Origin of the sequence: Mesobacillus sp. AQ2 (assembly GCF_030122805.1) — a bacterium.
GTDB lineage: Bacteria > Bacillota > Bacilli > Bacillales > Cytobacillaceae > Mesobacillus > Mesobacillus oceanisediminis_A.
The window spans coordinates 1301347-1314781 of sequence record NZ_CP126080.1 but is presented as its reverse complement, the minus strand read 5'-3'; the positions used below and the strand labels follow the sequence as shown (position 1 = coordinate 1314781).

Sequence of the window (13435 nt, the reverse complement as noted above, 5' to 3'; positions counted from 1 at the left end):
ATATGCAGATGATTTCATTTGGAATGATGTCTCGCTCGTTTAATATTGAGCGTACTTATTTTACCGAAATTGCGAAACGGGCGAATCCTGACATCTTTACCTGCTACAGGTTCGCACCGGCAAAAATCCATCCGATCACCGAAATGGTGGCAGGAGAAAAATTCGATCACGAAAAAGAAAAGTGGGTAAAGGCCGAGTTCCTGCTGCCAAAGGTAATATATGACCGTTGTTTTTATGCAAATGACCATGAATCGAAACAGTCGATGGCGATTGTGAAATGGCTGAAAAACCGAGAAGATATTACCTTCCTGGGAAACGGCCTGCCAAATAAATGGAGCATTTATGAGGTCCTATCCAGATCCGCACTTGCTCCATATATCCCAGAGACCATCCTTGTACCAAGCGGAAAAGCTGTAATAGTGCAGCTGAAAAAGTGGAGCACTGCCATATTAAAACCTGTTTTTGGTTCTGGCGGCGCCGGAATCTATAAAATTAAAAATTCCGGAAGAAAATTTACAATCCTGGCAGAAGCTGATGGCAGATTGTCAGAGAAAGTATTTTTATCGACTAGTGAGACAGAGGCTTGGCTCGACAGACTTTGCAGCAAAAACGAATACATGATGCAGCCTTATCTCGAACTTTCTGATTCACATAACTGTCCTTTTGATATCAGGGTGCTGCTGCAAAAGGACCGGGGAGATAAATGGATTATGCGAGGAAAGGGAATACGCCGCGGCCATAAGGATGGCATCCTGTCGAATCTGGCTGCAGGCGGTGAAATTCAGGCATTCGAAGACTATGCAGGTTCGCTGGATTTCCGCACGAGAAAATTTCTTTCACTTGAATTAGAAGAGATCCTCTCAATGCTGCCGGGCATTCTAGAAGCATCCTTCCCAAGGTTATTCGAGCTCGGCATCGATATCGGCGTCTCAAAAGATAAAGCATTATGGGTGCTGGATACGAATTCAAAGCCCGGCAGAAAAGTCATCACATCACTCAATCCCGACCTGAAGGAAATTCTCTATAAAGCTCCGCTTGAATATGCCATGACACTTTCAGAAATTCTGCCAGAAAGAGAGGGACAGCATTTATGAGAAAGAAATATCCTGTGGAAATCATCACCCACTCCAAGCAGCTCGTCTTCATCCCTGCCGACCTTCCCAATAGCAAGGATATCAGAAGAGTCGCTTTCGGCAACAAGCTGCTTGATGTCACTGTCGCGCCCCATCCAAAAAGGAGGAATGTGATTGTCCTCAGCAATGACGTGCAGAAAGAGCTGTCCATGCCGGATTTGTCGATTCCCCTGCATGTTTTCATTGACCAGCAAACATTATTTATCGGTCCGCTGATCGGCATCCTGACCTCCGGTTTCACACCCTACCCTTTAAGACCGATCGGCGAGCGCTCGATGTTCTTCGCCAAGCTGCTTTCAGTCAATAAATCAGTAGGCGCCCTGCCGTTTGTTTTTGGCGAGGAGCATATCGATTGGGAACAAGGGTTGATTGACGGTTATTTCTTTGTAGAGGGTGGGTGGAAGAAAATTAAAGTTCCTTTCCCGAATGTCGTATACGATCGCCTGCCAAACAGAAAGACAGAAAGAAAATCAGAGCTTCGCAGTTTAAAAGCGAGAATGCAGACCGATTATCTGATTCCTTGGTACAATCCCGGCTTTTTCAGCAAGCTGGATGTTTTCGAACGGCTGCAGCAGGATGATCGGGCCGTTGAATACTTGCCTGAAACCCATCAATTTTCTTCTTTTTCCGTTATTGAACGTATGCTCTCAAACTACGGAAATGTCTATGTCAAACCAGCCAATGGAAGCCTCGGCCTGGGAATTCATCAAATCCTGTTCGATAAGCATAATGGCTACTATTATTGCCGGTACCGGGACCAGCAAGGAGTCAATAAGTTAACGAAATTTGACAGTCTTGAAAAACTGATGAAGAAGGTCTTTTACAAGCGGAACTTATCACAGATGATTGTCCAGCAGGGCATCAGCCTGCTGAGGTCAGACAAACGACTGATCGATTTCAGGGTTCATACCAATAAAGATGAATATGGACAGTGGCAGCTCGCTGCGATAGCCGCAAAGATTGCTGGCCAGGGCAGTGTGACGACTCACGTGAACAACGGCGGCATCGTTAAATCACTTGATGAGTTATTCGAGGACCAGGAAGAGCGTGAGTCCTGTGAAAAGAAACTAACTGAGGCTGCCCTGATCCTGAGCACCATTTTAGAAAAAAACATGGAAGGAATCATCGGGGAGATTGGTTTTGACCTGGGGATTGATAAGTCAGGAAAAGTCTGGCTTTTCGAGGCAAACTCAAAGCCTGGCCGGTCGATTTTCAAGCATCCGAAGCTGAAAAATTTCGATCTGCTCACCCGAAAGCTTTCCCTTTCCTTTGGCATATTTTTAGCGGAAAAAGCCATTACAGCACCTGAGGAACTTTTCCAATGAACCTTCGCTATCACATCGAATCGAAGGAATGGACCTATGAAGCCAAAGCTGATGAAAACATCAGCTTTGGCTTTAATAAAATCCAAATCAGACCCACCCCTTCAAGCTCTGTCCCACAGCAAACACACTTATTCACCTTAAAAAACAAACAGGGAAATCTCGGCCCGCTGGTTGGAATCATGACCTCCATGAGCAAAGAAATGGCACTTGCAGGCAACGGATCACTTTTCAAATCACTGCAGGATGAGCTGGTGAAGCGCAATGGAATGGCAGTTGTTTTCCCTCCGGAAACAGTTGTCAAGGATGGGCTTACCGGGGTCACATTTTCACCTGAAGCCAACAAATGGATACCTGTAAAGACGCCGCTGCCGCATATTGTTTTCAATCGCGTGCCATTCCGAAATGCCGAACAGCAGCAGGCTTTCAAGGATGCGATTGATTACTTTTGCGCTCTCGGTATCCCATTTTTCAATCCTGCCTTCATCAACAAAAACAAGCTATACTCCATTTTTGCAAGACATGATCAATTAAACAAACTATTGCCTGAAAGCATTTGCGTAAAGACGTTGATTCAGCTAGCTGCATTTCTTGAAAAACATCAGGGGATTTATCTGAAGCCAGCTTCTTCGTCCAAAGGCATCGGGATTTTCCGGCTGCGGCATAGGAACGGACGAATTGAGTTGGAAAGCCATTCCCATCGTCTTGAATTTCCGGGTTTAAAGGAATTTTGGTTAGCAAAATCCAGGCATCTGTTAGAGTACGATTATATCGCCCAAAAGGAAATCAGGCCTGCAGCCATTGGCGGAAAGCGCTATGACTTCCGCGTCCATGCGCATGATGGACTAAATGGATATGAAGTAACTGGCATCGGCATCCGCCAATCAGAGAAACAAGACTTGACCACCCACGTGCCGAAAGGCGGAATCGTGCTTCCCTATAATATTGTGAAGAATCCCAGGCATGATGCATTTTTCGCCTGGGCCGTGAAGGAAATCGGACAGTTGCTGACAGAAGAATTGGGATATTTCGGGGAATTCTCGCTAGATGCCGGGCTCACTGAAGAAGGAGAATATGCCATTTTTGAAGTAAACTCAAAACCAATGAGCTTTGATGAATCCCAAATCGAAGAAAAGAGAATCATTACACTTGTGGATTTATTTCTCAGGAAAACTGGTTTTTAAGTTTGAGGTCCCTCCCCTTCCTCTATTGCTATATAATAGTGGTATAGATTATCTAAAAGGGGGTATCGCAGTGATCACTCATTTCCAATTCAAATCATTATTCGAAAATAAAGAAATGCCCGGCTGGCATTTTTCCTTTTATTTCAAAAAGCAGAAGTATACGGGAATCTATCACCAAAACGGAGATATTCAATGGACTTCCGAACAGCCCCTTGACGGGGATATCGACCAGCTGAAGGAACGGGTTCACGAGTTGATGCTTTTCCATGTATATGATAAATAATCCGTATGTTTTTTGTGCCTTTCCGACATTCTAATCGTAAAAGGATTGAAGGAGGAAACCATGAAACAAAAGGACCAGAAAAAGTTCGCCGAGGACCTGCAATATGAGGGCCGGGACAAAGTATATGTCGATGTCGACAGGATGATCAATGAGGGGATGGCAGGCGGGACTGTCCATCGATTGGACGATACTCCTAATATAGGGGAAAGCCATGACCTCCCGCCTGAAGATCCGCCTAATGAATAGGAAAAGCATGAGCTCCATCGAAATAAATCACAAAAAAAAAGACACCACATCCTAAAAAGGATGCTGGTGTCTTATCTGCTTTTAACAATCATATTGACTGCATCTTTGATCGCTTCGTCGGCTTCTTTGCCTTCCTTGGCTGCTTCCGTGATGCATGATTCCAGGTTCTTTGCCACGATGAAACCAATTGCACGGTCTACTGCAGAACGGACTGCCGATAATTGTGTGACAACATCCTTGCAGTGATTTTCTTCTTCCATCATCCGGATAACGCCGCGGACTTGACCTTCCAAACGCTTCAAGCGATTTTTCATTTCTGGTGTGTATTCCATTTCCCTGCACCTCTCTCCTACGGTACCCCGTATTGTATCTATTATACCAATATTTTTTCCTTTTTTCTACCAGTTTATCCCCTGGAGTAAATTCACATTTAAAAGCCACACCTGTTATAATAAAAGATATGTCAGCTTTTATCAAACTAAATCTGAGGATACTTATATGATTAATAAAATATTAGCTTATTTCCCTGATTCTGTCACGCACAATCATTTTCCAGCCAATCCATCACTCGACTTCCACTGGTTCCATTCTACAGGGCAGGAGCCGCCGTGGATCAGCATTCCTAAGGAAGTCATATCGGAAGACCAGCTTGACTTGCTGAAAAATTTGCTTCAGTATATTGAAACCGATCAGCACACTTCCCTTTCTGGCAAAGCACTTGCTTGGAATGATTTTCTTTTCCATGGAGGAGCAATACCGCCGGCTGCAAATGATGAGGTCCGTTTCATTCAATTTCGGATGCAGGCAAAACACATTGAACAAGAAGAAGTCAATGAAGCGTTGCAAGGCTTTTTCCCAGACCATACTATCCTCTGGATGAGGGATTCCTATGGAATGATCGTTCAAGAAAAGAAGGAAATCATCGAAGATGCGGACGAGCTTCAATCCATTTCTGCAACATTCGAAAGTGACTTTTTCATTAAAATATCTTTTTATATCGGCAAGTTCCAGACTATTTCCCGAAAGCTCCCAGACTTTTTCACAAACGAAAAGCAGGTATTCCTGGAATTATCGAAACTTACCAATCGCGGTGATGTCTTCACCTTTGAAAAAGCCTTCCCGATGCTGCTGGCAACACAGCTGCCAAATCACTTACAGGATATTCTCTCCCATTCGATTCTCGAGGCATTTGGCGATGACAAAGAGTTAATGGCTACTATTAAAACGTTCCTGGAAACCAATTCGAATGTCTCGCTTGCAGCTAAAAAATTGTATGTACACCGTAATACCCTGCAATACAGACTGGACAAGTTCACCGAAAAAACCGGCGTGCAGCTGAAGGATTTTGACGCAGCCATCGTTGTTTATCTTGCCGGCCTTTTTAAAGAAATGGGCTGATTTCACAATTTGAACAAATTGCATAAAAGGGCTTTCATTTTTTTGTGCATCCTGCTGATGATAAGTGGCTGGCCTTTTCGCTAAACTGTTCATGTAGACAAACAATCAGGGAGGCTTAAAAAATGGCCGAGTTAAAATTAGACCACATTTATAAAATTTATGATAACAAAGTCACAGCAGTAGAAGATTTCAACCTTCACATCGAAGACAAAGAATTCATCGTATTCGTCGGACCATCTGGCTGCGGTAAATCCACAACTCTTCGGATGATCGCTGGCCTAGAGGAAATTTCCAAGGGTGATTTCTACATCGACGGAAAGCGTGTGAACGACGTACCTCCTAAAGACCGTGACATCGCGATGGTTTTCCAGAACTACGCTCTATATCCGCATATGACTGTATACGATAACATGGCATTCGGATTGAAGCTTCGTAAGTTTGCTAAGGACGAAATCGACCGCCGCGTTAAAGAAGCTGCGAAGATTCTTGGTCTTGAGCCATATTTAGACCGCAAGCCAAAGGCACTTTCAGGCGGTCAGCGCCAGCGTGTTGCTTTAGGACGTGCTATCGTCCGTGACGCTAAGGTGTTCTTGATGGACGAACCTTTATCGAACCTTGATGCAAAGCTGCGTGTACAAATGCGTGCAGAAATCGCTAAGCTTCACCGCCGCTTGAATACAACAACTATTTACGTAACACACGACCAGACTGAAGCGATGACAATGGCAACACGCCTGGTAGTCATGAAGGACGGTGTCATCCAGCAGGTTGGAGCGCCAAAAGAAGTTTACGAAAATCCAGAAAACGTCTTCGTAGGCGGATTCATCGGATCTCCTTCCATGAACTTCTTCACTGGAAAGCTTGAAGAAGGAAAGTTCACAATCAACAACTCTTCTATCGCCGTTCCAGAAGGAAAGATGAAAGTTCTTCGCGCACAGGGTTATGTTGGCAAAGACCTCATCCTCGGCGTAAGACCGGAAGACCTGCATGACGAGCCAGTGTTCATCGATGCTTCCCAGGGAGCTACAATCAAAGCAACTGTTGAGGTATCTGAATTGACTGGTGCAGAAACTATGATCTATTCTCAATTAGAAGGCCAGGATTTCGTTGCTCGTGTTGATTCCCGCACAGATGTAACTCCAGGCCAGGTGATTGAATTGGCATTCGATATGAACAAGGTCCACTTCTTCGATGCAGAAACAGAAGTAAGGATCCGTCCTTAATACATGAAAAAGCAACCATTGCGGTTGCTTTTTTTGCTTTCTTGAAGATCTATCATTCTTTGATTAAAAATACCTGGCTTGTCCCGCAGTTTGGACATTTGAACAAGTGCGGGCATTCCTCCTCTGTAAAGTCAGCAGGATAACCATCCTCCAGTTTCATTTGATCAATTGGCATATACGGGCTGTAATCATCATAAAAGTCTGCTTCCCTCCCGCTGTCCTCCATGCTGCCGCTGCAGTTAGGACATGGCAGAGCAACGTTTCTGAAGCCATTGCAAATCGGGCACATCCCCATCTTTTTCATCCTTTCTCCTGTATCGCTAACAATAGTTTGTGTTGATTAAAATTGGTTATGTAATGTGATAATAATGGTATTAATTACCTTTATTGATCAGCGAATAAACTTTTCGAAACAAAACATACTAGTTATTAATAAAGCAGCAGCAAAGAAAAAACGCAGCTCAGCAAACGAATAAAGACATTGGGTTAAGCCTAGAAGGCAGCTATGACGCGAGCCGGTGCAATTCCGGCTAGCCCAGCCGATTCCTCATCATGGGTTAACCCCAGGTGGCATGGCAAAAGCCATGATTGGTTCGACTCCAATACTAACCCAAATACAACTCTGAAAAACACAAAGGAGGAAATATTAATGGCTAGTAGCAACAACTCTAATCAATTATTAGTTCCCGGTGTTCAACAAGCTCTTGATCAAATGAAGTACGAAATCGCAACAGAATTTGGCGTACAGCTTGGCGGCGAAACGACTTCTCGTGCTAACGGTTCAGTTGGTGGAGAAATCACTAAGCGCCTTGTGCAAATGGCTGAGCAACAACTTGGCGGATCTGCACGCTAAATTGCATTAAACAATAAAATAAGAATGGCTTAGGCCCCCTTCATCAGGGGGCCTTTACTTTTGTCCAGTTCACTTACTACGTATCTTCACATGGCCCCTGGAAGAGTACCAATGAGTATACTCTCCATCAAATCATCTTTTCAGGCTTGACCCACTCATCATATTGTTCTGGGGACAAATACCCTGTCTTGATTGCCGCTTCCTTCAGAGTAGTGTTTTCCTTGAAAGCAAGCTTGGCGATTTCAGCTGCTTTTTCATAACCAATATGAGGATTCAAGGACGTGACAAGCATAAGTGACCGGTCAACATGCCCAGCAATGACATCCAGATTCGCTTCAATGCCTTCTGCACAGTTATCATTGAAGGATCTCATTCCATCTGCCAGCAGTCTCGCGCTTTGCAGGAAGTTATAGATGATGACAGGCTTGAATACATTCAACTCAAAATTACCCTGACTTGCCGCGAATCCGATTGTCGCATCATTTCCGAAAACCTGGGTTGCCACCATTGTCAGTGCCTCACTTTGCGTCGGGTTGACTTTGCCGGGCATGATGGAGCTGCCTGGTTCATTTGCAGGTATGGAGAGCTCACCAATCCCGCTTCTTGGGCCGCTGGCAAGCCAGCGAACATCATTAGCAATTTTCATCAAGTCAGCTGCCAGTCCTTTTAATGCACCGTGAAGGAAGACAATCTCATCATGCGATGTCAGTGCCTGGAATTTATTCGGTGCCGAACGGAACGTTTCTCCTGTCTGGCTGGAAAGCTGGCTTGCTACCTGGTCACCGAAGTCTTTCGCTGCATTTATTCCTGTTCCGACAGCTGTCCCGCCTATTGCCAGATCTCTCACATATTTGAGGCCATCCTCGATCATTTGTTTATCTTTTTCGAGCATCGCTTTCCATCCGCTTATTTCCTGCCCCAATGTAAGCGGGGTCGCATCCTGGAGATGGGTTCTGCCGATTTTGATGATTTCATTGAATTCCTGTTCTTTTTTCCTTAACGTCTCCTTTAGGAGCTCGAGCGCAGGCAATACTTCAGCCGCCACTTTTTTTACAGCTGCAATATGCATCGCTGTCGGGAAAGTATCGTTCGAACTCTGTGACATATTCACATCATCATTCGGATGGACTTTTTCTTCCGCCTGCTGCTCTGCAAGCAGTTCATTCGCTCTCCTGGCGACTACTTCGTTGACGTTCATATTAGACTGCGTTCCGCTTCCTGTCTGCCACACGACCAATGGAAAATGCGTATCGAATTGCCCGGCAAGAACTTCATCACAGGCCGTCTCAATCGCCTTTGCTTTTGTTTCCGATAGCTTTCCAGAAGCAGCATTCACTCTGGCTGCCGCTTTCTTTACTTCAGCAAAAGCATAGATCACTTCTATTGGCATTTTTTCCGTTCCAATCTTGAAATTCTGTTTGCTTCGCTGAGTTTGTGCACCCCAGTATTTATCTGATGGCACCTTAATTTCACCGATCGTATCCCTTTCAATCCGATAATCTGACAAAACGATCCCTCCTCAATCTAATTATTTACTTATCTAAACATTTCAAACATTTCCGCTTTCAGGATACCTTTTTTAAAGCTGGAATAACAGAAAAGTGCATTTGCCTCAAATGCAAAAAGCGGAAGCAGTCATGAGTGCTGCTTCCGCTTTCATTATGTCTTTTTTTGCCCAGGGTTATGCTTTATAAATTGCATATCCGATATAATAGCCCAGGATCATGATGCTCGCGATGCTTAAAGTTACTGTGAGTTCCGCCATCTAAACAACCTCCTGAAATTAATTTAGTTATTATTAAACTACCACAGGAAAACGTGAGTCAACGGGGATGTTTCGCAACGTTCTGTGACAAAAACAGGGATTATAGTGAGTTATCACACAGAGATAAGGCAGCTGAGGACATAAAAAGATCCACACCCCTTAAGAATGAGTGTGGATCTCTTTTTAACCTGCCTTCGATTTGTTTCCAAGCTGCAGCTGGTACATTTGATAATACTTCCCTTTAGATTCCATTAATTGATCATGGTTGCCTTTTTCCACAATACGGCCGCGATCCAATACAAGGATTTGGTCGGCATTGCGGATGGTCGACAGCCTGTGGGCAATGATGAAGGTCGTTCTTCCTTCCTTCAGGACATCCATCGCATCCTGGATGATTGCCTCGGTCTCAGTATCAATGCTTGAGGTTGCCTCATCAAGGATCAGGATGGCTGGGTCAAAAGCCAGGGCCCTGGCAAAAGAGATCAACTGCCTTTGCCCGCTGGAAAGTGTACTTCCCTTCTCAATCACCGGCTCATCATAACCATTTTCAAGGTTTTTCAGGACGCGGTCAGCTCCAACGCTTTGCAGTGCTTTCTCGACAGTATCCCTTGAGATCGAAGGGTGATCAAGGCTGACATTGGAAGCGATCGTCCCAGTGAAGAGGAACGGATCCTGAAGGACAATGCCCATATACTTACGCAAGGTCTGCCGGGGCATTTCTGAAATATCCATGCCATCAATCAGGATCTTACCTTCCTGTGGATCGTAAAATCTGAACAGCAGATTCATGATCGAGCTTTTGCCGGATCCTGTATGACCGACGAGTGCTACGGTTTCTCCTTGTTTAGCTTCAAAGTTAAGATCTTTCAGGACATATTTGCCTTCTTTATAACCGAAGGAAACATGATCGAAAGTTACATTTCCTTTATAGCGCGGAATCTCTTCCTCGCTGACATCAATTCCTTCCTCATCCATCAGTTTGAAAACTCGCTCCCCGGCAACCAATGCCTGCTCCAGATTAGCCAGCTGGTTGACGATCCCCTGGACAGGATTGAAAAGCCGGTTGATATAATCGACGAACGCATAAAGCATCCCCAGTGAGATAGCAGATGAAGGCTGCAGGGCCTCGCCGCCGAAATACCAGATGAACGCAACAAAAACGATATTCCTCAACACTGCGACAAGGTTATGAGAAGTCGATGAATTCAGGCTCAGCAGTTTATTCTGATAGGTGAAATGCTCGTTGTTGAGCTTCTCGAAATCCTTTTGTGTTTCTTTTTCCCGGCCGAACGCCTGGATGATGCTCATACCCTGTATTGATTCATTGATCACTCCGTTGATGTCGCTTACCCGTGAGCGAATGACATGATTATACTTCGATGCATATTTGCGGTATAGCTTTGCCCACACGAACAGAACTGGCAATAACAGCAAGCAGATTGCCGCAAGCCTGGCATTCAGAATGAACAAGGCAATATAGATGCCGGTAATATAGATGAAACTAGTAAAGAACGTGGACAGTACGGTTACATAAAGTTCACGTATCGCTTCTGTATCGTTCGTGATCCTGGCGACGACCTTTCCAGCTGGCAAATTATCAAAATAACGGATTGGCAGCCGCTGAATCTGCCGGAAAACATCCTCCCTCAGCTTCTGAATGATCCTGTTAGCTGACTTTTGCAGATAGAATCTCTGGCCATACTGAAAGATTGCAGCAATGATCAGCAAACCGAAATAGAAGGCCAGCAGCTTAATAATACCCGGAATTTCAGGCCGGTAAAAACCCATCAACTCCTCGCCTGACAGCAGTTCAGCTTCATACTGGGCAGCCTTAGCTCCTTTGTTGATCGTCAAGACCCCATCCTCATAACTGCGGTTGCCGTCAAATTCAATCTTTGCATCGACAAACACAAAATTCCTGCCTACCTGAAGAATTTGGGCAGAGTCCGTTTCCTGCTCCATATCTTCTTTTGTATATAAGTTGCCTTTATATTTTACAGCCCCGCTTTGTTCGTCTGTCGTATGCCAGACCGATTCAATCCCAAGGATATGGTGGTCGATCATCCGCTTGGCGATGAACGGGCCAGCAAGATCAGCGACGACAGCGACAGTCAACATGGCCAGCGCCACTAAAATGATTCTTTTATAATTTAATGCATATTGGAACAGTCTTTTTCCTGTACTCATTGGGAGTGCACCTCCTCTTCGACTGCTTCTGCCAGCTGCATGATATATTGAGCGTGGTACCAGCCTTTGGCCTCCATCAATTGTTCATGAGTACCTTCCTCAACGATTTTTCCATCTTCCAGGACAACGATATGGTCTGCATGCTCCACAGCAGATAATCGGTGTGTCGTGATGATGGTTGTTTTGGCATTCCGCTCTCTGCGGATATTATCTATGATCTTTTTCTCAGTTTTGGCATCGACTGCCGAAAGCGAGTCATCAAGAATCAGAATTTCCGGATCCTTGATCAAAGCGCGTGCAATCGAAATCCGCTGTTTTTGTCCCCCAGAAAGGGCAACTCCCTTTTCACCGACAAGGGTTTCCAAGCCTTCAGGAAGCATTTCCAAATCCTTGCGGAAAGCCGACAAATCAATAATATCCTGCAACTCCTTATCCGTTGCCAGCGGGTTTCCGAACAGGATGTTTTCTTTCACCGAACGGGAAAAAAGGATGTTTTCCTGCGGGACATAGCCCATCCAGCTCCTTGTCTGCCTCAAGCTGTGTTCCTGGATTGGCACACCGGACACAAGCAGATTTCCGCTGCCTTCAGGATATTCCCTGAGCAGCTGTTTGATCAAAGTCGTTTTGCCGCTTCCTGTCTTGCCAACAATACCGAGTGTTTGGCCGCGATTCAAATGCAGCTTAATTTGATCAAGATTATTCACTTTTGAAGAAGGATATTTGAATGTCAACTCAGACATCTGTATAGATTCAGGCTCATTGCCCTCTACCGGCTTAATCGGATCAGCAACATCTTCCTTGTAGGACAATGTTTCGTTCAGGCGGTCAAGAGAAGCGTTGCCGCGCTGCATGACATTAATCAGTTCTCCAATTGCGAACATTGGCCAGATGAGCATTCCCAGATAAACATTGAAACTCACCAGTTCACCCAGCGTCAGCTTCTGCTGGAATACGAGGAAGGCTCCATAGCCCAGGCCAATAAGGTAACTCAGCCCGACAAGAATTTTAATCGTCGGTTCAAATAAAGAATCAATTTTTGCGACTTCCACATTTTTGCGATAGACGTCTTCCGTCAACTCATGGAATCTTGACTCATCGGCTTTTTCCTGAACATAGGCCCTGATGACCCTTACTCCTGATACAGATTCAAGCACCCGGTCATTCAGCTCCCCGAATGCATCCTGGGCGGACGTGAATTTGGAATGAATCCTCTTCCCATATAGATTGATCAGATAGGCCATGATGGGCAGCGGGATAATGGAGACAAGTGTCAGTTCCCAGCTGATGAAAATGCCCATCGTAAGCACAATGGTCAGCATAAAAATGCTTGAATCGACCAGAGTCAAGACGCCGAAACCGGCCGTGATGGAAATGGCCTTTAGATCGTTCGTCGCTCTTGCCATCAAGTCCCCTGTCCGGTTCTTTTCAAAAAAAGCCGGAGTCATTTTAAGCATATGTTTCATGAAGCGGGTCCTCAGCTTCCTCTCAATCAGGAAAGCCCCGCCGAATAACTGATACATCCAAATATAAGTGATGAAATATGAGACAACTGTAATCAGCGCCAGCGCGCCAATATACTTAAAGATCAATTGCTTATTTATGGAGCCCAGTTGGATGGAATCAATGGCCATCCCAACGATTTTTGGCGGAAGTACATCGAGTATGCCGACAAAAATCAGCAACGAAATTGCAACACTGTACCTTTTCCAGTTTTCTTTGAAAAACCAGCTTAACTTTGATAATACCGATAACATGGTCAGTCACTCTCCTCTCTGTTGTAAAAACTGACTAGCCGCTTTCCAGATGTTCCTCTTTTACTAATTTCTTTACATTTGCGTTGA

At 44.9% G+C, this 13435-nt stretch carries 13 protein-coding genes; 8 read left to right on the top strand and 5 right to left on the bottom strand.

The features are described 5' to 3' along the window. Nucleotides 1-8 precede the first annotated feature (8 nt). The 5 genes from QNH36_RS06520 to QNH36_RS06500 all read left to right on the top strand — a co-directional run bounded on the left by QNH36_RS06520 (nucleotide 9) and on the right by QNH36_RS06500 (nucleotide 4168). A complete protein-coding gene (locus QNH36_RS06520; protein WP_283904956.1) occupies nucleotides 9-1094 on the top strand; it encodes a YheC/YheD family endospore coat-associated protein in 1086 nt (361 codons plus the stop codon). After that, nucleotides 1091-2458, top strand: a complete 1368-nt coding sequence (locus QNH36_RS06515) for a YheC/YheD family endospore coat-associated protein (protein ID WP_283904955.1) — start codon at nucleotides 1091-1093, stop codon at nucleotides 2456-2458. The genes QNH36_RS06520 and QNH36_RS06515 overlap by 4 nt, the downstream gene beginning before the upstream one ends. After that, nucleotides 2455-3639 (top strand): YheC/YheD family endospore coat-associated protein, encoded by a 1185-nt coding sequence (locus tag QNH36_RS06510; protein WP_283904954.1) that lies wholly within the window; start codon nucleotides 2455-2457, stop codon nucleotides 3637-3639. Before QNH36_RS06515 ends, QNH36_RS06510 begins: the two co-directional genes overlap by 4 nt. Before the next feature lie 70 nt (nucleotides 3640-3709). Then, entirely contained in the window at nucleotides 3710-3922 is a 213-nt protein-coding gene (locus QNH36_RS06505) for a YheE family protein (protein WP_144474420.1), read from the top strand. Nucleotides 3923-3982: 60 nt separating this feature from the next. Beyond that, entirely contained in the window at nucleotides 3983-4168 is a 186-nt protein-coding gene (locus QNH36_RS06500; RefSeq protein ID WP_144474419.1) for a hypothetical protein, read from the top strand. Nucleotides 4169-4239: 71 nt separating this feature from the next. On the opposite strand, the gene QNH36_RS06495 is transcribed toward QNH36_RS06500, so the two are convergent. Further along, entirely contained in the window at nucleotides 4240-4500 is a 261-nt protein-coding gene (locus tag QNH36_RS06495; protein WP_079507876.1) for a metal-sensitive transcriptional regulator, read from the bottom strand. A gap of 166 nt (nucleotides 4501-4666) precedes the next feature. On the opposite strand from QNH36_RS06495, the gene QNH36_RS06490 reads away from it, so the two are divergent. Further along, complete coding sequence (locus tag QNH36_RS06490) at nucleotides 4667-5566, top strand: PucR family transcriptional regulator (RefSeq protein WP_283904953.1); 900 nt, start codon at nucleotides 4667-4669, stop codon at nucleotides 5564-5566. Between the two features lie 122 nt (nucleotides 5567-5688). After that, entirely contained in the window at nucleotides 5689-6789 is a 1101-nt protein-coding gene (locus tag QNH36_RS06485) for an ABC transporter ATP-binding protein (RefSeq protein WP_144474417.1), read from the top strand. Nucleotides 6790-6841: 52 nt separating this feature from the next. Here the strand turns inward: QNH36_RS06485 and QNH36_RS06480 are convergent, their stop codons facing one another. Further along, nucleotides 6842-7084: a hypothetical protein gene (locus tag QNH36_RS06480; RefSeq protein WP_144474969.1), complete on the bottom strand. Its 243-nt coding sequence runs from the start codon at nucleotides 7082-7084 to the stop codon at nucleotides 6842-6844. Between the two features lie 354 nt (nucleotides 7085-7438). On the opposite strand from QNH36_RS06480, the gene QNH36_RS06475 reads away from it, so the two are divergent. Further along, on the top strand, nucleotides 7439-7642 hold the full coding sequence (locus tag QNH36_RS06475; protein ID WP_023615428.1) for an alpha/beta-type small acid-soluble spore protein: 204 nt from the start codon (nucleotides 7439-7441) through the stop codon (nucleotides 7640-7642). Nucleotides 7643-7769: 127 nt separating this feature from the next. On the opposite strand, the gene fumC is transcribed toward QNH36_RS06475, so the two are convergent. From fumC to QNH36_RS06460, 3 genes are all read right to left on the bottom strand, one after another. Next, nucleotides 7770-9149, bottom strand: coding sequence for a class II fumarate hydratase (gene fumC, locus QNH36_RS06470; protein WP_144474416.1), 1380 nt, complete (start codon nucleotides 9147-9149; stop codon nucleotides 7770-7772). Nucleotides 9150-9590: 441 nt separating this feature from the next. Beyond that, a complete protein-coding gene (locus QNH36_RS06465; protein ID WP_283904952.1) occupies nucleotides 9591-11594 on the bottom strand; it encodes an ABC transporter ATP-binding protein in 2004 nt (667 codons plus the stop codon). Next, nucleotides 11591-13348, bottom strand: coding sequence for an ABC transporter ATP-binding protein (locus tag QNH36_RS06460; RefSeq protein WP_144474414.1), 1758 nt, complete (start codon nucleotides 13346-13348; stop codon nucleotides 11591-11593). The genes QNH36_RS06465 and QNH36_RS06460 overlap by 4 nt, the downstream gene beginning before the upstream one ends. Nucleotides 13349-13435 lie beyond the last annotated feature (87 nt).

Coding starts and splice junctions, on each gene's coding strand:
- QNH36_RS06520 (WP_283904956.1), top strand. CDS start 9: ATGATTTCATTTGGAATGATGTCTCGCTCGTTTAATATTGAGCGTACT.
- QNH36_RS06515 (WP_283904955.1), top strand. CDS start 1,091: ATGAGAAAGAAATATCCTGTGGAAATCATCACCCACTCCAAGCAGCTC.
- QNH36_RS06510 (WP_283904954.1), top strand. CDS start 2,455: ATGAACCTTCGCTATCACATCGAATCGAAGGAATGGACCTATGAAGCC.
- QNH36_RS06500 (WP_144474419.1), top strand. CDS start 3,983: ATGAAACAAAAGGACCAGAAAAAGTTCGCCGAGGACCTGCAATATGAG.
- QNH36_RS06495 (WP_079507876.1), bottom strand. CDS start 4,500: ATGGAATACACACCAGAAATGAAAAATCGCTTGAAGCGTTTGGAAGGT.
- QNH36_RS06490 (WP_283904953.1), top strand. CDS start 4,667: ATGATTAATAAAATATTAGCTTATTTCCCTGATTCTGTCACGCACAAT.
- QNH36_RS06485 (WP_144474417.1), top strand. CDS start 5,689: ATGGCCGAGTTAAAATTAGACCACATTTATAAAATTTATGATAACAAA.
- QNH36_RS06480 (WP_144474969.1), bottom strand. CDS start 7,084: ATGGGGATGTGCCCGATTTGCAATGGCTTCAGAAACGTTGCTCTGCCA.
- QNH36_RS06475 (WP_023615428.1), top strand. CDS start 7,439: ATGGCTAGTAGCAACAACTCTAATCAATTATTAGTTCCCGGTGTTCAA.
- QNH36_RS06465 (WP_283904952.1), bottom strand. CDS start 11,594: ATGAGTACAGGAAAAAGACTGTTCCAATATGCATTAAATTATAAAAGA.
- QNH36_RS06460 (WP_144474414.1), bottom strand. CDS start 13,348: ATGTTATCGGTATTATCAAAGTTAAGCTGGTTTTTCAAAGAAAACTGG.